The sequence below is a fragment of the Candidatus Synechococcus calcipolaris G9 genome, assembly GCF_029582805.1.
Lineage (GTDB): Bacteria > Cyanobacteriota > Cyanobacteriia > Thermosynechococcales > Thermosynechococcaceae > Synechococcus_F > Synechococcus_F calcipolaris.
Genome location: NZ_JAKKUT010000008.1, coordinates 160,205 through 179,338 on the forward strand (window position 1 = coordinate 160,205; position 19,134 = coordinate 179,338).

A 19,134-nucleotide genomic window follows, 5' to 3' on the forward strand; every position below is an offset into this window, starting at 1 on the left:
CCCCTAGAAAATATCCGCCGGATCCGCTGACTGTACCCGCCGCATGGCGATCGCCCCGGACAGGGTACACATAAACACCGTTAGCGTAAATACCATCAAGGCCCGCTCAAAGGTCATGCCCACTGGCAGGGAGGTCGCCCCCTGAATCACACCATAAAAGGCGTAGGCCACCAAAAAACCCGGAATATACCCCAGACAGGATAAAATTAATGACTCCTGCATCACCACCCCATAAAAGTAGGTATCTTTGTAGCCCATGGCCTTCAGGGTGGCATACTCCGGCAAATGATCCGAGACATCCGTATAGAGGACTTGATAGACAATCACCGTACCGACAATGAATCCCATCAGGGCCCCCAGGGTAAAAATAAACCCAATGGCCGTACTGTTTTCCCAGTAGGTGCGTTCAAACTCAGCAAATTGGGCATGGGTAAACACTAAAACATCATTGTCTAACACCTCCTGCATCCGCGCCGCCAGTTGCTCGGCATCCACCCCAGGCTTGACGCGAATTAAGCCCACATCCACTAAACCGGGACTACGCCGGGGAAACATGCGTAAAAAGTTTAAGTCACTGGTGATCAGGTTGCCATCGGCCCCAAAACTGGCCCCCATATTAAAAATGCCGCCAACGGTGATCCGCCGACCCGATACTTCTGTGGTGACGATTTCTCCACTAGCAAACAGGTCGGGAATGGGGCCAAATTCCAGGCGCGAATCCCCATCAAATAGAACATAGTCCGGTAATTTGAGGGTGTTCACCCAGGTGTCGGCTCCGGGTAACGTAAAGGCATTCGCGTAGGGATCAATGCCAATTACCATTAACTGTCGGGTGGTTTTATCCAGGGGATTCTGCCAAAGACCAAAATCTAAATAGAGGGGGGAAATGGCCTCGACCCCATCAAAACCCCCAGCTTGGAACAGTCGCCGCCGGGGAAACTGTTTCATGGCAATCAGGGCGGTACTTTCGGGGCTAATCAAAACAATATCGGCATTGAGGGTTTCATGGAAGCGCACGGAGGCTTCAAAGAGGGCATCTCGAAACCCAAACTGCATCATCATCAATAACACCGCAAAGGCAATTCCGGCCACGGCGATGATGAGGCGAATACGCTCCCGGATCAGTTGTAACCAGGCGAGGGGAATGGCAAACATGACTGACTAGTTCCCTAGGGTTGAATCTGGGTAGTGGCGGTGTTCGGATCAATGCGGACTTCCACCTGCATATTGGTTAAGCCAGCCACAGGTTCACTGCGATCTAAACGGATTTTGACTTCCACCACGCGAACATCAGTTTTGGCGGCGGGATCCGTATCCAGCACGTCATTTTTATCGACTAATAGGCCTAAATGGGCAACACTTCCCGTCAGGGATTCCGGTAAGGCCATACTGGTTACGGTGGCCCGCTGTCCGGTGCGAATGCGGGGCATATCCGTTTCATAGACTTCTGCCACCACATACATTTGGGCGGTATTTCCCAATTGGGCAATGCCCTGATCCGTCACCGATTCCCCTTCCTTGGCATGAATTTTAAGAATTTGGCCCTTGCGGGGGGCGCGAATAATGGTGCGATCCAGGCGGGCCTGGGCCAGTTGTAAGTTACTGGTTGCGGAAGCCACTTGGGCCATCACTTGGGAGCGGGTGAGGTTGGCTTGAGCGGCTTGAAGTTGGGCATTGGCATTTTCGATGTCGGTGCGCCGCTCCTGCTGAAGACGAGTCAAATTAGCTTGGGCATTGCGTAATTCTTCCTCGCGACTGCGGACAATGACGGTGCGATCGTCTAAATCCTGGAGGGAAACGGCCCCGGCATCATGGAGTTCTAAAAAGCGTTGATATTCCCGTTGGGCTGAATCCAGTTCCGCTGCAATCCGCTGAATCGTAGCTTGTTGGGCGGCAATAGCAGCAATTTTGGGATCATTCACCTGTTCCCGTCGCGCCCGGGCTTCCTGAATTTGGGCATTCCCCACTAGGGTTTCCGCATCGAGTTGGGCTCTCGCTTCGGTGAGTTGACTGGCGGCTAAATCTCGCTCCGCTAGACGTTCGGGATAGCTCTCTAAATAGGCGATCGCCTGACCTGAACTGACAATATCTCCTTCCTGTACCAAGAGTTGACCCACCCGTTCATTGGCTGGAGCCGCAATGGTGATCACTTCCCCTTCCGGCTCGATTCGTCCTAGGGCCGTCACATAGTCGGTTTGTAGCACTTCTACGATCTCCTCCGTTCCATCAGAAGAGGTAGAAGGATTCCCCCGGAAAAATACAACATAGCTCATCGCACCCACCAGGCTTAAGACCCCAAGGGCGATCGCTCCGGTCATGACCCAGCGGTTGCCTAACTTAAAGGGAAATCGTTGCTCCATGCTTTACCCCTGATTGCCCTGGATACCTTATCTACTTTAGATTATAAAGAAATATTAATAAAGAAATGGTATCAAATGCCATGAAGTAGTCCATGGTGGTCAGGACGTTCAGACTCTTTATGTTCTAGGTAGGAGGCTGCATAATAAATTGTTATGTCTCAGGTTACCGGTGAAGCAAACACTTAAAAGTACCCCTGTGCTACAAAAAAGAGTAGAAAAGACGATGAAAACTAATGAAGCAACGGAAGCAATTTGGGTTAACGAACAGCTAGAAGCATTAGGAATAACACTGAAATGATTATGCAAGCTGAAGCTAAAAAAATCTATACACCTGAAGAGTACCTTGAATATGAGGCAAATTCAGCCATCCGCAATGAATACTATAATGGAGAAATTATCCCTATGACTGGTGGTACTCCCAACCACAATGATATTGCAGGGAACTTGTATATTCTTCTTAAATCTGCCCTCAAGGGAAAAGCCTACCGGACTTTCTATGCGGATCAACGACTTTGGATTCCAAGTGTGGGTCTATATACCTATCCCGATGTGATGGTTCTGCCAAAACCCTTAGAACTTCAAACTGGACGTAAAGATACTGTAGTTAATCCCTGCTTTATCACTGAGGTATTGTCTAAATCCACCCAAAACTACGATCGCGGTGAAAAATTTGTTGCCTATCGTAAAATTTCTACTTTCCAAGAGTATCTGTTAATTGATCAATATCGTATACACGTTGAGCATCATATCAAAACAGCGGCTCATCAGTGGCTATTCTCAGAATACGACGACCCAACTGTCACCCTTTCTTTAAGTATCTTTAAATTGCAAATTCAAATTGCAGCACTTTATGAAAATATCGATTTTTCAACCGTTTGAGTTGCATTCCTAAAACAGGAGTAGACCGGGCGATCGCTCCGGTCATTGTTGCAGCGAGATTCACCACTATTGTCTTTTAGAGAGTATTGAACAGTTCCGCGAAGTTGATCTTAAGGCTAAGCGTCTTCATGCTGGATGGGAAAATGATTATCCCCCTCGCATCCTTTATCCTTAACAATTGACAATGCGTTTGCCCTGCCAGGTCGGCCCTGAATTTGCAATTTTCAAGTCGTCAAGCTATCATTTACTCCTGTAGAATATTTTAGGATAGTAAATTACCTAATGATAAAAATTCTAACCGTTACCCTGACAAACAACATCATCCTTGTCTTGGGCGTTAGCCTATTATTGGCTCCTAGTATCGTCATCCCCAGACAAGTCCTCGCAGATGATGATGTTCCTAAAACCCTTTCAGGTAAAATTGAGCAAGTTTTGGATGATGATGAGTTAAGAATTTCTACAGCCCAGGGATATTACAAGCTAGATTTACCGGATAGCTGTAAAGGCGCGGTTCTTAGCGGGAAGCTCAAGGTGGGGATGACCATTATTGCCAAGGGCATGCTAGACCCCGAAGATCGCGAATTAGAGGTTTCCACGATTAAACAAGGTAATCGGCAGATTTGCCCCTAATGTCAACTAACTATTAAACCGATCCATTAACTGTTGACTAAATTCTACAATTCGCTGCCAAAGGGTTGCGGGGCCAATCCCAAAGAGAAGCTGTAAAATCAGCAAAATAATTGCTATTTTAATCGCTGTTCCCACTGTGACCTTGGCAACCCGGATCAGCCAGGTAAAAGCCAGCCAAGATATAGCGATCGCCCCTAGGGTAATTAAAACCTCTACCGCCATAGCAGTAAGCGTATCATTGTATATCCATTCTTACCTATTGTATATTTATTTATCATCCTGTTGGTCATGATTTTATATCATCTGGCTGCTGGGCAGTTGCGTACATAGAATAGTGTTAACTCCTTCTTGGACTACTTCAATGCGTCGATTTCTCATTCTTGCCTTCATCACTTTCTTTACGCTTATCTTAATTCCTTCACCGTCCTCCCTGCTTCCGGTTCAAGCCACGGAGTCCAATGGCCCTACACTCTCCGCTGCTGAATTTGTAGAAATCAAAGAAAATGGTTGGCAGGCGGAATACGAGGCCTATTTTCAATCTCAGTTCCAAACCCGGGCCTATACTGCTGAAGACATCCAACGTACCTTACAGGAACGGGCCAATGTTACCGGTAGCCGGGCTGCCGTACTCCATCTCTTTCAGATGGGGGACAGTCTCCAGCTTTTAATTACCTCCCTATCTGGGCCGCCGTTGGCTGTGCCCCAACCCAACGCCAGCCAAGCCATGATGAGGGAGAAAATGGCTGAATTTCGCCGTTTGGCCTCGGATCCCCGCACCCAAAACTCTCCCCAATACCTCGAAAGTGCCCAATCCCTCTATGACTGGTTAATTGCCCCCCTAGAATCTAAGCTTGAGGCTGACCAGATCAATACATTGATTTTTTGTGTCGGCCCTGGCCTGCGATCGCTCCCTTGGGCCGCACTCCATGATGGCAACCAGTTTCTAGTTGAGAAGTATAATATCAGTCTCATTCCTGGCTTTAGCCTCACGGATGTAAGCTGGAGTCCCATTCAGAATAGCCAAGTCCTGGCGATGGGGGCATCGGAGTTTTTAGATTTTTCGCCGCTCCCCAGTGTTCCCAAGGAACTCAACATTATTCATGATCTATGGGGAGGAGCCACCTTACTCAATCAAGGCTTTACCAGTGATAATTTGCGGGCCCAGCGGCAGCAAAATCCCTACGGAATTGTGCACTTAGCAACCCATGCGGTTTTTCGTCCAGGGACGGCCGATAATTCATTTATCCAGCTGTGGGACGAGGATGCGGTGGATCTCACCCAACTTCCCCAATTAGATCTGGCGGATCCGCCGGTGGATTTGCTGGTCTTGAGTGCCTGTCAAACCGCCATGGGAGAGCCAGAGGCAGAATTGGGATTTGCGGGTCTAGCGGTTCAAGCGGGCGTAAAAACCGCCGTTGGTAGTCTCTGGCAAGTGAGTGATGCCGGCACCCTGGAATTAATGAGTTACTTTTATGAGCAATTGAGATCGGCTCCCTTTAAGTCGGCGGCCCTACGCCAAGCTCAATTAGAGATGATTGCCAGCGATCGCTACAGTGCTCCCTATTTTTGGGCAGGTTTTACGATGATTGGTAATCCCTGGTAATCGCTAACAAACTACCCCTTGTATTTCTTTATGGGTGTTGGACACTCTGGGCCAGCCGGAGAACCTCATTGGTAACGGACATACTTTCTTCGTAGAGTAAGTCCCGGCCCCAGCGTTGCAACTGTTGACTGAGGAGCATTTCAGCACTTTGTTCCGCTAAGGGAGTAACTTGGTAGGTTCGGCACATTTGGGCACTCCCCCCCGCCTCCATACGCATACAGCCCCGGGTTTCTGAACAAATAATGGTACAGCAATCCGCGGTTGCATTGGTGGATGTGAGTTTCAGGTCAATCATATCCCCCATGACTTCCCCCGGCTCTCCGGTGGGAATCCCCGCCAATTCGGCTTGAATTTTACGCTGATCGGGGCCAATGAGTTCAATCTGGTAAATATCATAATCCCCAAATTCCTGGCGGAAACTAGAGGGTTGCCACTGGAGTCGACTGGCTAACCACCCCAAAAACATGAGGGCTTGAGATGGGTTGCCTTTTTCGTAGTCAATAACCACTTGATCTACTTCTTGGATAGCGGCCCGCCGCTCCGGGGGATCAAAGGCTTCGGCGGAAAGTTCTTGCCAGGCTGCCAACCGTCGCCAATTCAAATCGGCAATATTCATTTTCTGATCAATACAGGCCTTCAGACTAAGCAAATCGGTTAAGGGAGCTAAAAACTCACTAGAATCGACAATGACGCTACTAAAATGGGGCGAAAGATTGCGAAACAACTCAGATTCACTATCAAAACTACCTTTCCACCAGAGGAATGCAGGTAGCTCATGAATGAGTAAGGACTCCACGAGTTCAGCAACCCGGCTAAAGGCATTGACCGTTCCCTTGAGAGTAATGTACTCACAACAGATGAGGGAACTACGGGTTTGTTTATTAATGGGGCAATAGGCCGCCACCTGGGCCGTAATCCCGGTATCTTCACCGAGGGTCGGACATAGGGCAATGACTCGACAGGGGTTTTGACTGGCCACCATATCCGCCACGCTACCGCCGCTAATGTCTGAAGCATAGCGTTCCGGCGATCGCCCCTGGCCACTGGCCAATTGTTGTTGATACTCATCCCGCAGGCGAGCCGTGAGCACCGGACTGGCCTCACCGGTTTGGGATAGACCGTAGGCTTTTTGGGCTACTTTAATGGCGGCTTGCATCCGTGGGCCAGTAATTCCATCAATGGGGCCACTATAGAACCCAAGGCTAGAGAGTAATTGCTGGGTTTCATCGGCTTCATAGACCACCAGGGTAAAGGTGGTAGCCCGCACCGCTGCCGGAGAGGTTTTATCCCCGTGGGTGCCATAGGCAGACCAAATTTTCCGTAGCTCGGATTCAATGTCACTGAGGGAAACATCAATGGGATCCTGAAGGGAGACAAGGGTCGTCGATTGACTTGCCATAAAACCTTACCTGTTGAAATTGTACTAATCGATCTAATCCAGCTAATCCATGGTCGCTAATCGGCTAATCTATAGTCGTCGCCACCGTCGGCCATCGGCATTCATTAATAGTTCTGCGGATTCGGGATCCCAGGTTCCAGCTTCATAGGTGGAGATTAAGCTCGGATCACTGGGAGCTTCCCAGACCGTCAGGGCTGGCATGACAACTCGCCAGGCGGCTTCCACCTCATCGGCACGGGTAAAGAGGGTTTGATCCCCTAGCATACAGTCTAGTAATAAACGGGTGTAGGCATCAGCGGTTGCCATACCAAAGGAGGAACCATAGCTAAAATCCATATTCACCGTGCGCGATCGCAGGTCAGGGCCGGGCATTTTGGCATCAAAGCGCAGGGCAATCCCCTCATTGGGTTGGATCCGCATCGTTAATACATTGGGATTGGCTTGCTGGGCCGCCGACTGGAAGATTAACAGGGGCACATCCCGAAACTGAATTGAAATTTCCGATACCTTTTTGGGTAACCGCTTGCCCGTGCGCAGATAAAAGGGAACCCCCTGCCACCGCCAATTATCAATGAGAAGTTTCATGGCTACATAGGTTGGTGTCGTGGACGTGGGACTGACCCCTGGTTCCTCGCGATAGCCAGGGACAGGCTTACCCTTCATCCAACCGGTACGGTATTGTCCCCGGGCCGCCGAGTACTCCAAATTACTGAGATCCGCTAGGCGAGTTGCCTGCAAAACCTTCACCTTTTCATTGCGAAGACTATCCGCATCCAGGGAATTGGGGGGATCCATGGCCGTCAGGGCTAATAATTGAAGGATATGATTTTGTACCATGTCCCGCAGGGCCCCAGAACTTTCATAGTAGCCCGCCCGATCTTCTACACCCACGGTTTCTGCCACTGTAATTTGGACATGATCCACATATTGACGGTTCCACAGCGGCTCAAAAATAGCATTGGCGAAGCGAAAGACCATCAAGTTTTGGACCGTTTCCTTACCTAAATAGTGATCAATCCGGTAAACCTGCTCCTCTTTACAAACCGCTTGTACCACTTCGTTCAGGGATTGGGCGGTGGTGAGGTCACGGCCAAAGGGTTTTTCAATCACGAGGCGATGTTTATCCGGCCGGGCCAACATACCCGCAGAGCCAAGTTGCTGAATAGCTTCCACAAAAAAGTTAGGGGACACCGCCAGGTAAAAAACACGATTACCCCGGGTACGCCGCGTCTGATCCAGTTCGCTAAGGAGGGCATTAAGCTTTTGGTAAGCCGCCGGATCATCCATATTGCCCGAGCAATAAAATAATCCCTGGGCAAATTCATCCCAGATGGCATCGGCCTGGGTGCCGCCGCCAAATTCTTCTACGCCCTTCCGCAGATGCTCTCGGAAAAAATCATGGCTCCAGTCCCGCCGGGCTACCCCGACCACTGTAATTTCTGGGGGTAAACGCTGCTCTAGTTTGAGTTGATAAATCGAGGGAATTAGCTTCCGCTGGGTGAGATCTCCGGAGGCCCCAAAAATAACTAAAATCAGGGGTTCCGGTGTCCGTTCTTGCCTTAGGCCAACACGGAGAGGGTTTTCAATCAATGCCACCATGGGTTCTACACCTGTACAAATGTGGATTCAGCTTGGGGATTGTTCTGAATAAAGGATTCAACCAGTTCAACGTTCTGACGACTGCCAAGAACAAGAGGGGTGCGGGCATGGAGATGATCGGGAACCACATCTAGGAGATTTTCGCTCCCCGTACTGGCTTTCCCGCCGGCCTGTTCCACCAAAAAGCCGAGGGGAGCCGTTTCATAGAGGAGCCGCAGTTTGCCCTGGGGATTTTTGGTCGTGCCCGGATAGAGGAAGACTCCCCCCTGAAAAAGAATGCGATGAATATCTCCCACTAGGGCCCCACTATAGCGGGCACTGTAGCCCGGTTGCCGGTGAACATAGCGCACATACTGGCGGATAGATTCATCCCAATCCCAAAAATTCCCTTCATTGACACTGTAGGTGGGGCCATGATCAGGGATGATCATATTTTCACAGGCTAGGATAAACTCCCCTAGGCTAGGGTCTAGGGCAAAGGCATGGACACCCTGACCAATGGAATAGACCAGCATGGTACTGGGGCCATAGAGAATATAGCCGGCCGCAATTTGCTTACGACCACTTTGCAGAAGGTCTTGGGCGGTGCCATCAAGGTCTTCCCCCTCCTGTTGGCGAATGGAAAAAATGGAGCCGACATTTAGATTGTGATCCACATTCGAGGAACCATCAATGGGATCGTAAAGGAGGGTATAGCGGCCGATGGGACAGTTTTCGGGGATGTAGTAGGGCTTATCCATTTCCTCAGAGGCAAGGCGGCAGACTAAGCCACTTTGCTTAAAGGCGGCAATAAAAACCTCATTAGCAAAGAGATCCATTTTTTTGACATCTTCTCCCTGGACGTTGACCTCGCCAGTGAGGCCAAGCACCCCTTCCATAAGACCGGCCCGACTGAGGCGACGGGCAATGAGCTTCCCGGCAAGGCCAATACGGGTCATCAGGGCACTGAGGTCTTGGGCATCGGGGCCAAAGCTTTTTAGTTGTTGGAGGACATGACGGGAGAGGGTGGTACAGTCGCGATCGAGAGCCTGTTCATGGAAAAAGTTTCCAGAGTTTACGGATTTATCAGCCATAGCCCCTCCTTGAGGATGCATCTATCCCCAATCTTAAAAATTATTTCGCAAAAGTATGTCAGTCTTTACAACAACTAAAGAATCTACGTTCCATTGGTTGGCTGATCGCTGGTTTCTCCATCCTCAGGGGAGTCTGGAGTGGATTCAGCATTGGATTCTGGGGTAGGGTCAGGAGTTTCTGATTTGTCTGGCTCGGCTTCTGCCGCTGGTGGTTCGGGTTCATGAGATACGGGTTTTTCCTCGAGTTCAAATAATGGATCCGACGTAATCACATCCACTTCGGAGGCCTGAAACACCACTCTAAAACGCTGGTTCATTTCCCGGGCAATGAATTCCTCAATTAAAAAGACCTGCTTGGGAGTTACTGGCTCTAGGGCCCGCACATTTAAGATAATGGTTGGTGGATCACTCAACCAATCCGTATTCAGATTTAGCAGTTCCAAGCGTTGAAATGTCACGGTGCGGGAGACTAAGGCGCGGCGAATTTCATTTTGGAGTCTCACTTGATTAACGAGGCGAGTAAAACTTAAGCCGAGGGGAACCAATAATACTCCCGTGAGGATTAATGCCCCGGCTAAGGGTCGATGACCCTGGCGAAAGGGAATGTAACCAGAAATTAAAAAGACAATCATGCAGGACAGGGTAATACCCAGGAGATTAGTCAAGTACAGGAGGCTGGCCCCTAGGCTCAACCCCATATTCATTTGCGCCAACCCCAAACCAATGACACAAACTGGCGGCATCAGGGCCACGGAGATCGCCGTTCCTGCTAAGGTGCTGGAAATTTTTGGTTCCGCCTTGGCATAACCACTAATGGCCCCAGCAGCCACGGCAATGCCTAGATCCAATAGATTGGGTTGGGAACGGCTCATGACTTCACTACCGTATTCCACCAAACCCGTCACTAAACCAATCGTCCAAGCCATCATAATGGCTAACAGGGTTCCCACCGTTACGGCAATAGTGGAAATCTGGAACATCTCCAAATCCCCAATTAATGCCGCCAGGGCAATGCCACGAATGGGCAGCATCAGCGGTGCAATAATCATCGCCCCAATAATTACTGCGGCACTATTGGAAAGTAAACCAAAGGTGGCAATGGCGCAGGAACCAATAACCAGAACCAAGTAGGAACCGCTAAGGGTCGATTCAGATAAGACATCCTCAATGAGGCAATTCAGGCTTTCTTCTGTGGCTCTGACCTGGCGAAATTCAGTGATTCGATGAGCTAACCTGATCCAGAACCGTTTGATACCCATCACTCGTGCCCACCTTCCATTAGGATCTAACTCAGTAGTTTAATGGCTCTGGGTAATGTCTGATCCTCCTCCTTCTCCCCCTTTTTGGTCAGGTCTGTGGCAAAAGGTACGCCCGTCCCTACTTCGGGAAACCATGGTTGCCCTCGAAAGCCTGATTTCCTTGGGTCAATTTGGACTCGATCGCCTCAAGACCCAGGCAATGACCCATAACATCCCTGAGGATGCCCTTCAGCGGGAAGCTTCTTTTTTAGTTCGTTTGGGGCCACCCCTACAATCTGCGGCCCAATCTTTTTGGAATCTCATGGGTTGGCTCCGCTCCCGTTTTCCCGAGCCATGGAAAGAACGGGTCAGTCAATCGACCTTGACCACCCTAGTTACCGTTCTAGTGCTGGTGGGGGTAGTGGTCAATCCCCTAGGCACATTTGCAGGGAAAGGATCATCTCAGGCTCAGACACCACCCTCCTTGACCTCCCGGCCCCCTCTACCCTCTCAGCCAATTGTGTCCCCAACTCCCATTGCTGTGCAACCCCCCATCCCTGAAGTGCAACCGAGTCCGGTTATTCCCGATCTGACCTCCCTAGGGGATGAACCGATACCGATCGCCGAGGCTGACCTTCCTACCATTGCTCCTCCGGAAAATTCCCTAGGGGAAGGGGTGGAAACGGTGGACGATCGCCCTGCCCCGCCCCCTGAACTGAGTCCTGAGGAAGCAGAAATTGCCGACATCCGCAGTCAAATCCTCGCCCTGAGCGATCGCTACCGCGAGGGAATCACCCAAACCCTGACCGTGAATCTGGCTAACCATACCCTTGAAGTGATGCTGAGTTCCGACTGGTACCATCTCAATACCAACAAACAGGATGACCTGGCCCAAGACCTCTGGCAACGCTCCCAGGATTTAGGCTTCCACCACTTTGCGATCGTTGATACCCAGGGAGATATTCTGGTACGGAATCCCGTCATTGGTGATAACGCCATTGTTCTCCATCGCAAGCTACTCTAAAAAAGACCGGATGCCCCCCATTCCAGAGAGACTTTTTACCTATGACGGAAACGACTCTTTCCCCCGACAAGCGTAAAGCTCTAGATTTGGCCGTTAGCCAGATTGAGCGAAACTACGGCAAGGGCAGCATCATGCGCCTAGGGGACGCCACTCGCATGAAAGTGGAAACGACGTCTACCGGATCCTTAACTCTGGATCTGGCCCTTGGCGGCGGCTTACCCAAAGGTCGGGTGGTCGAAATTTATGGCCCAGAAAGTTCCGGGAAAACAACCCTGGCCCTCCATGCCCTAGCGGAAATTCAAAAAGCGGGAGGCGTTGCTGCTTTCGTAGATGCGGAACATGCCCTCGACCCCACCTATGCAGCGGCCCTGGGTGTAGATATTGAAAACCTGCTAGTGGCCCAACCCGATACCGGCGAAGTGGGCCTAGAAATTGTCGATCAGTTAGTGCGATCCACCGCCGTTGATATTGTGGTGGTGGACTCCGTGGCTGCCCTTGTCCCCAGGGCCGAAATTGAAGGTGATATGGGGGATAGCCACATGGGTCTCCAGGCCCGACTCATGAGCCAAGCCCTGCGGAAAATCACCGGGAATATTGGTAAAACGGGCTGCACCGTGGTTTTCTTGAACCAGTTACGGCAAAAAATTGGTGTCAGTTATGGCAATCCGGAAACAACGACGGGGGGTACTGCCCTCAAGTTCTATGCCTCCGTTCGTCTAGATATTCGCCGAGTCCAAACACTTAAAAAAGGTACGGAAGAGTTCGGGATCCGTGCCAAGGTGAAAGTGGCCAAGAATAAAGTTGCCCCCCCCTTCCGCATTGCTGAGTTTGACATTATTTTTGGTCGTGGTATTTCCCGCCTCGGCTGTATCCTTGATATGGCCGAAGAAACCAAAATTATTAGCCGCCGCGGTGCCTGGTATAGCTACAACAATGAAAACATTGGCCAAGGCCGCGATAACACCATCAAATTCCTGGAAGAATCCCCAGACCTAGCGGCCACTATTGAACAGCAAGTCCGCCAAAAACTGGAGCAGGGAGCTAGCGTATCGGCTAACTCCGTCGCCCATCCCCAGGATGAACCTCCTGAGGATGAGTCATAAGTTCATAAGTGATAGACAAAGCTGAGATCTAGTAAGGCCAGATCCAGTTAGAAAACTCCGGCTTATCCGTACCATGGTCGTAGGCGTAGCTGCGGGCCTCAATCTGCATATCGCGGAACTTATCAATGGCGTGCCCCCCCGCAACTTGTAGTTGGGGAACCCGGTGGATAGCATCGATCGCCAGGCTGAAGCGATCAATTTCGTTATTGATGGCCAATTCCAGGGGGGTATTAATATTTCCCTTTTCCTTGTAGCCGCGCACATGCATATTCCCATGATTCCGACGGCGGTAGGCCAAGCGATGGATCAACCAAGGATAACCATGGAAATTAAAAATAATCGGCTTATCTAGGGTGAATAGACTATCAAAGTCGCGATCGCTCAGTCCATGGGGATGTTCCGTATCCGGCTGCAACTTAAAGAGATCCACCACATTAATGAAGCGAATTTTTAGGTCTGGAAATTCAGCCCGTAGCAGGGCCGTTGCTGCCAAGGCCTCCTGGGTGGGAATATCTCCGGCGCTGGCCATCACCAAATCCGGATCACTACCCTGGTCATTACTGGCCCAATCCCAAATACTCAGGCCCTTAGTGCAGTGCTTGATGGCCGCATCCATATCCATATATTGGAGGTGCAACTGCTTATCGGAAACAATCACGTTCACATAGTTTTTACTTCGCAGGCAATGATTCGCCACCGACAGGAGAGAGTTCACATCGGGCGGTAAATAGATCCGCGTCACAGAGGCACTTTTATTGCAGACCACATCCAAAAAGCCTGGATCCTGGTGGGTAAAGCCATTGTGATCCTGCCGCCACACCGTCGAGGTGATCAGTAAATTCAATGAGGCAACATCCGCCCGCCAGGAGAGATGACGACAAATATCTAGCCATTTGGCATGTTGATTAAACATCGAGTCAATCACATGGACAAAAGACTCATAGGTAGAAAAGAAGCCATGGCGGCCCGTTAGCAGATACCCCTCTAGCATTCCCTCTAGGGTATGCTCACTGAGCATTTCAATCACCCGACCATCGGTGGACAGTTCACCTCCATCGTCATCTTCGGGAAAATACTCCTCAATCCAGAATTTCTTGCTGACGGCATAAATATCATTCAGCTTATTGGAAGTATTTTCATCGGGGCCAAACACCCGAAAATTCGTCATGTTTTTGGCCATCACATCCCGGAGAAAGACCCCCAAGGGACGGGTATTTTCCGCTTCAAATTGCCCTGGCTGGGCTACTGCAATGCCATAGTCCCGGAAATCTGGCATGATTAAATCTTTGCGGAGGACGCCACCATTGGTGTGGGGATTAGACCCCATGCGTAGATGCCCCTCTGGGGAAAGAGCTTGCAACTCAGGAATGAGGGTACCCTGCTCATCAAATAATTCTTCGTGGCGGTAGCTGCGCAGCCAATCTTCGAGGATGTCTAGGTGGGCTTGGTTTTTCGACACATCTGCCATGGGAACCTGGTGGGCCCGCCAGAAGCCTTCCACCTTACGGCCATCAATTTCAGCAGGGGCCGTCCAGCCCTTGGGCGTCCGCAAAACAATCATCGGCCAGCGCGGGAATTTAGCAACCCCAGTGGTTCGGGCTTCTTTTTGGATGTCATGGATTTTGGTAACGCAGTATTCCACCGTGGCGGCCATTGCCTGGTGCATGGTGTCTGGATCCGAGCCTTCCACAAAGCAGGGTTCATAGCCCAGACCCTTAAACAGATTTTCAATATTTTCCCGACTGGTGCGGGCCAAGATCGTTGGGTTATTAATCTTGTAGCCATTCAGGTGCAAAATCGGCAGGACGGCCCCATCCCGAATCGGGTTGAGAAACTTATTGATATGCCAGGAGGTGGCCAAGGGGCCCGTTTCTGCCTCCCCATCCCCGACCACTGCCGCTACAATGAGATCGGGATTATCAAAGGCGGCTCCACAGGCATGGGAAAGAACATAGCCTAATTCACCCCCCTCATGGACAGAACCAGGGGTTTCTGGGGTACAGTGACTACCAATGCCACCGGGGAAGGAAAACTGCTTAAAAAAGCGGAGCAATCCCTCGGCATTTTCGCTCTTGTCGGGATAAATCTCGGAGTAGGAACCCTCCAAGTACACGGGAGCGAGGACTCCTGGGGCACCATGGCCAGGGCCCGCCAAGAAGATAATGCTCTGGCTATATTTTTTGATCATCCGATTGAGATGAATATAGGCAAAGGACAAACCGGGGCTGGCTCCCCAATGGCCTAACAATCTTTTTTTAATGTGTTCGAGTTTTAGGGGAGTTCTCAATAAGGGATTATCCCGCAGATAAATCATGCCCAAGGCTAAATAATTGCAAGCCCGCCAATAAGCATGAATGTTTTGGAGTTCATCCTTGGAGAGGGGATTGGCTTCAATGGTCGATCGCGCTGGCCCAAAGGCACTGAGGGATCCCTTGGTTGCACTAGGTACAGACGTTGTCATCATAGATATTCCTGAGTTTGGTTGATTCGCTATGGATTTATTTGCCATGAATGATGGGCATTACTCAGGAGTGTAGCGGGGAATTAGGGAGGGCAGAGAAAATTTTGGATTGTTTTAAGGGATTGGTCTGGAAGCGGGATCTGTATTACGGTAAGGTTGATCTCCAGAGAGCCTCTTACCATAGCGTTTCTTGAAAGCCCTGTACTTTAGTGCGGGGAGTGTCAATCAGCGACGGGAGCAAAGCACATTGATTCGCGGATTATTACGCCGTCAACCACGCTGGATGGTTTACGCCAGTCTGGGGTTGCTTGTGCCCCTTTTAATGTCTCTTTTTGCGGTTTCGCCCATGAATGCATCCAGTGCTTTAGCAACCTGTGTCCAGGAAACAACCCTTGCCAATGGTGTAACCGTCCTCGTTAAGGAAATTTCTACGGCTCCAGTGGTGAGTTTGCAGGTGTGGTATCGGGTTGGCTCGGCCCAGGAACCCCAGGGACAAAATGGAATTGCCCACCAACTGGAACATTTAATGTTTAAGGGAACTGAATCCCGGCCCTTACAGTTTGGTCAGCTTTTTAATGCCATTGGCAGCGTCACCAATGCCTTCACCAGCTATGATGTCACCGCCTATCACCACACAGTTCGGGCGGATCAACTCCAGTCCCTATTGATCTTAGAAGCGGATCGGATGCTGAATAGTCAGATCACGCCGGAAAATCTAGACAGTGAAAAACGGGTGGTTATTTCTGAGTTGCAGGGCTATGAAAACAGCCCGGAGTATCGCCTCAGTCGGGTGATGATGGCAACTCTCTTTTCCAATCATCCCTACGGTCTGACGGTGGGGGGGACTGCTGCGGATGTGGAGCAATTTAGTCTAGAGCAAGTTAAGGATTTCTATCGCCAGTACTATCGCCCGGACAATGCGGTGGTGGTGATTACCGGGGGAATTGATCCCAATCAAGCCCTAACCATGGTTCAAGAGACCTTTGGCCAACTCAAAAATCCCGATCGCCCCGCTGGGACGGCAACCCTACCCCCACCCCAACCCCCATCCGGGCCGATTGCACCCATTACCCTCCAAGAACCGGGGAGTGCCCCATTTTTGCAAATCCTCTATCCCCTACCCGGACTTTTACATGCCGATGCACCGGCCCTAGAGGTGCTAGATGCCATTTTGAGTGGGGGGCGGAGTTCTCGGCTCTACCAGGCCCTCGTGGAAACGGGAAAAGTAAGTGCCGTTAATTCCTATGCGGCCATGCTCCAGGCGGGGGGGTGGTTTGAAATTGCGGCGATCGCCAGTACCAATGAGGACTTAAGCGGGGTTGAACCCATCATCCAGGACATTATTGAAACGGTTCAGACCCAGGCGATCGCCCCAGGGGAATTGCAACGGGCCAAAAACCAACTTCGGGCAAACTTTATTCTGCGAAATCGGGATATTGATAGCCAAGGGAGCCAACTGGCCTATGATCAAACCGTTGCCGGAGATTACCGCTATAGCGATCGCCTCTTAGCTGGCATTGAGGCCGTCACGGCTTCAGATATACAGCGGGTGGCCCAAACCTATCTCCAGACGAACCAGCGGGTGGTGGGTCGATTTCAGCCCACGGAAATCACCGATGACGAATTGATGCCACTATCGGGGCGACAAACCACCGAACATTTCTATGCCGGTGACCCGGTGGATCCCGCCAGTGTGGCCCAATACCTACCCCAAGGGCTGGAGTCATTAACGGCGACAAATCTCAGCCATGGCAGGGATACTGCGGCCCAAATTTCCACCTTTACCCTCAAAAATGGCCTCCGGATTTTATTCCTGGTGGATACTAGTACCCCCACCGTCACCCTAGCTGGGCGCATCCATGCGGGCACAGCCTATGATTTATTGACCACACCGGGGTTAGCTAGTTTAACCGCCGATAATTTACTCAATGGCACCCAAACCCAGGATGCCCTCACCTTGGCCACAACCCTGGAAGATCGGGGTATCACCCTAGACTTTTCCACGTTCCGCGATGGGGTAGACATTGAAGGCTATGCCCTTTCTGCGGATTTAGATGTCCTCCTGAAAAACTTAGCCGATGTCCTCCAGGGGGCTAGTTTTCCCGCCAATGACTTTGAAAATAGTCAACAACGTGCCCTGACGGGACTGCACCTCGAAGCCGATGATCCGGTACGGGTGGGGCGACGCATTTTTCAGCAAACTCTCTATCCCCAAAATCATCCCCTGCATCCCTTTCCCACATTAGAATCCGTAGGACGTATTCAACGGCAGGATCTCCTGGATTTTTACCGCCAGGCCTATAGCCCGGATCAAACCGTACTAACCCTAGTGGGAAATTTTGATCTCGATCGGGTGAGATCGCTCTTTGTGGAAGACTTTGGCCATTGGCAACCCAGTGGCCCGGCCCTATCCCTTGAGTTTCCAGAGGTGGGTCTACCGGAAAAAACCATCTTTGTCAATCAAGTCATGCCTGGCAAACCCCAAGCCATTACCTATCTGGGTTCCCCAGGGATTGATCGCCTGGATCCCCGCTTCTATGCGGCCCTACTTCTGAATCACATCATTGGTGGCGATACCCTTTCCAGTCGTCTGGGGGTGGAAATCCGCGATCGCCTTGGATTGACCTACGGCATCTATAGCTTCTTTGCCGCCGGCCCCCAAGCGGGCCCCTTTCTGATTCAAATGCAAACGGCCCCAGGGGATACCCCCCAGGCCATTCAAGCCACCCTAAGTCTCCTCCGAGATTTACGGGAACGGGGAGTCACTTCGGCGGAACTAGAGGCCGCAAAGCGGAGTTTGATGAATAGTTATCCTGTGGAACTGGCCAGTATTGATACCTTGGCGCGATCGCTCCTGGGAAATGCCCTGGTGGGATTAGACCCGGGTGAGGTACTGCGGTTCCCCGATCGCCTGGCAGCCGTTACCCTAGAAGAGGTACACCAGGCCTTGCAAGAACTGATTCACCCCGATCGCATGGTGATTGTCAGTGCCGGCCCCGCCATTTCCTTTAGCCCCAGAGAACCCTAGTGTTTCAGGCCATTCAACAGCAACTTTTCTTTTTAGAGCAGTGGTCCGATCGCTGGGTCACGGATCAGTTGGGCCACTTATCCCTGATCAGCTTAGGAGTCATTTTTCTGACGGGGCTACTCACGAGCTTGACCCCCTGCACCCTTTCGATGTTGCCCATTACCGTGGGCTATATTGGCGGTTATGCTGCGGAAAATCGTGGGGCGGCGGCGCGCCAGTCCCTGTGGTTTGCCCTGGGGTTAGCCACCATGTTAGCCACCCTGGGGATTTTAGCGGCCTTGGCAGGGCGGATTTACGGTCAGGTAGGTTCCGGCTTGGCCATTGTGGTGAGCTTGATTGCCATTGTCATGGGCTTGAATTTATTGAACGCGCTGCCGATCACCTTTCCCCGCTGGCCGGGTTTGGATACCCTACCGGATCGAGTTCCGCGGGGGTTTCGCTCCTATACCCTGGGGGCAACCTTTGGTCTGGTGGCCGCTCCCTGTAGTACCCCCGTACTCGCGACTCTCCTAGCCTGGGTGGCCACGACTCAAAATCTGATTGTGGGGGCAGGCTTACTGTTGGCCTATACCACGGGCTACGTTTTACCCTTGGTGGTGGCGGGCACCTTTACGGTTACGGTGAAGAAACTGTTAGCTCTGCGGCAATGGTCTAGTTGGATTACCCCGGCCAGTGGAGTCCTGTTAGTGGCCTTTGGGGTGGTGTCCCTGGCGATTCGTTTACGGCCAGGATTTTAG

The 19,134-nt window shown here is 51.1% G+C and carries 15 protein-coding genes; 7 read left to right on the plus strand and 8 right to left on the minus strand.

Features of this window, described 5'->3' with window-relative positions:
* Positions 1-3: 3 nt before the first annotated feature.
* Positions 4-1,155 carry an ABC transporter permease DevC gene (gene devC, locus L3556_RS15100; RefSeq protein ID WP_277868162.1) on the minus strand — a complete coding sequence of 384 codons (1,152 nt, stop codon included), beginning with the start codon at positions 1,153-1,155 and terminating at the stop codon, positions 4-6.
* Between the two features lie 14 nt (positions 1,156-1,169).
* Positions 1,170-2,360, minus strand: a complete 1,191-nt coding sequence (locus L3556_RS15105) for an ABC exporter membrane fusion protein (RefSeq protein ID WP_277868163.1) — start codon at positions 2,358-2,360, stop codon at positions 1,170-1,172.
* A 294-nt stretch (positions 2,361-2,654) separates the two neighbouring features.
* On the opposite strand from L3556_RS15105, the gene L3556_RS15110 reads away from it, so the two are divergent.
* Positions 2,655-3,239, plus strand: coding sequence for a Uma2 family endonuclease (locus L3556_RS15110; RefSeq protein ID WP_277868164.1), 585 nt, complete (start codon positions 2,655-2,657; stop codon positions 3,237-3,239).
* Between the two features lie 282 nt (positions 3,240-3,521).
* Entirely contained in the window at positions 3,522-3,869 is a 348-nt protein-coding gene (locus tag L3556_RS15115; protein ID WP_277868165.1) for a hypothetical protein, read from the plus strand.
* Positions 3,870-3,875: 6 nt separating this feature from the next.
* Here L3556_RS15115 and L3556_RS15120 read toward each other — a convergent pair whose 3' ends face one another.
* Entirely contained in the window at positions 3,876-4,091 is a 216-nt protein-coding gene (locus L3556_RS15120; protein ID WP_277868166.1) for a hypothetical protein, read from the minus strand.
* 139 nt (positions 4,092-4,230) lie between these two features.
* On the opposite strand from L3556_RS15120, the gene L3556_RS15125 reads away from it, so the two are divergent.
* Entirely contained in the window at positions 4,231-5,472 is a 1,242-nt protein-coding gene (locus L3556_RS15125) for a CHAT domain-containing protein (RefSeq protein WP_277868167.1), read from the plus strand.
* A 28-nt stretch (positions 5,473-5,500) separates the two neighbouring features.
* On the opposite strand, the gene opcA is transcribed toward L3556_RS15125, so the two are convergent.
* The 4 genes from opcA to L3556_RS15145 all read right to left on the minus strand — a co-directional run bounded on the left by opcA (position 5,501) and on the right by L3556_RS15145 (position 10,802).
* A complete protein-coding gene (opcA, locus tag L3556_RS15130) occupies positions 5,501-6,871 on the minus strand; it encodes a glucose-6-phosphate dehydrogenase assembly protein OpcA (protein ID WP_277868168.1) in 1,371 nt (456 codons plus the stop codon).
* A gap of 69 nt (positions 6,872-6,940) precedes the next feature.
* On the minus strand, positions 6,941-8,470 hold the full coding sequence (gene zwf, locus L3556_RS15135) for a glucose-6-phosphate dehydrogenase (RefSeq protein WP_277868169.1): 1,530 nt from the start codon (positions 8,468-8,470) through the stop codon (positions 6,941-6,943).
* Between the two features lie 5 nt (positions 8,471-8,475).
* On the minus strand, positions 8,476-9,543 hold the full coding sequence (gene fbp / locus L3556_RS15140) for a class 1 fructose-bisphosphatase (RefSeq protein WP_277868170.1): 1,068 nt from the start codon (positions 9,541-9,543) through the stop codon (positions 8,476-8,478).
* Positions 9,544-9,626: 83 nt separating this feature from the next.
* Positions 9,627-10,802, minus strand: coding sequence for a DUF389 domain-containing protein (locus tag L3556_RS15145; RefSeq protein ID WP_277868171.1), 1,176 nt, complete (start codon positions 10,800-10,802; stop codon positions 9,627-9,629).
* A 55-nt stretch (positions 10,803-10,857) separates the two neighbouring features.
* Here L3556_RS15145 and L3556_RS15150 point away from each other — a divergent pair, with 55 nt between their 5' ends.
* Both L3556_RS15150 and recA read left to right on the plus strand, forming a co-directional pair.
* The gene (locus L3556_RS15150; RefSeq protein ID WP_277868172.1) at positions 10,858-11,805 is read left to right on the plus strand and encodes a hypothetical protein; all 948 of its coding nucleotides are present in this window, start codon (positions 10,858-10,860) and stop codon (positions 11,803-11,805) included.
* A gap of 41 nt (positions 11,806-11,846) precedes the next feature.
* Complete coding sequence (gene recA / locus L3556_RS15155) at positions 11,847-12,908, plus strand: recombinase RecA (RefSeq protein ID WP_277868173.1); 1,062 nt, start codon at positions 11,847-11,849, stop codon at positions 12,906-12,908.
* Between the two features lie 28 nt (positions 12,909-12,936).
* On the opposite strand, the gene L3556_RS15160 is transcribed toward recA, so the two are convergent.
* The gene (locus L3556_RS15160; RefSeq protein ID WP_277868378.1) at positions 12,937-15,369 is read right to left on the minus strand and encodes a phosphoketolase family protein; all 2,433 of its coding nucleotides are present in this window, start codon (positions 15,367-15,369) and stop codon (positions 12,937-12,939) included.
* Positions 15,370-15,559: 190 nt separating this feature from the next.
* Between L3556_RS15160 and L3556_RS15165 the strand changes: the two genes are divergently transcribed.
* On the plus strand, positions 15,560-18,397 hold the full coding sequence (locus tag L3556_RS15165; protein WP_277868174.1) for a M16 family metallopeptidase: 2,838 nt from the start codon (positions 15,560-15,562) through the stop codon (positions 18,395-18,397).
* Positions 18,397-19,134: a cytochrome c biogenesis protein CcdA gene (locus L3556_RS15170; RefSeq protein ID WP_277868175.1), complete on the plus strand. Its 738-nt coding sequence runs from the start codon at positions 18,397-18,399 to the stop codon at positions 19,132-19,134. The genes L3556_RS15165 and L3556_RS15170 overlap by 1 nt, the downstream gene beginning before the upstream one ends.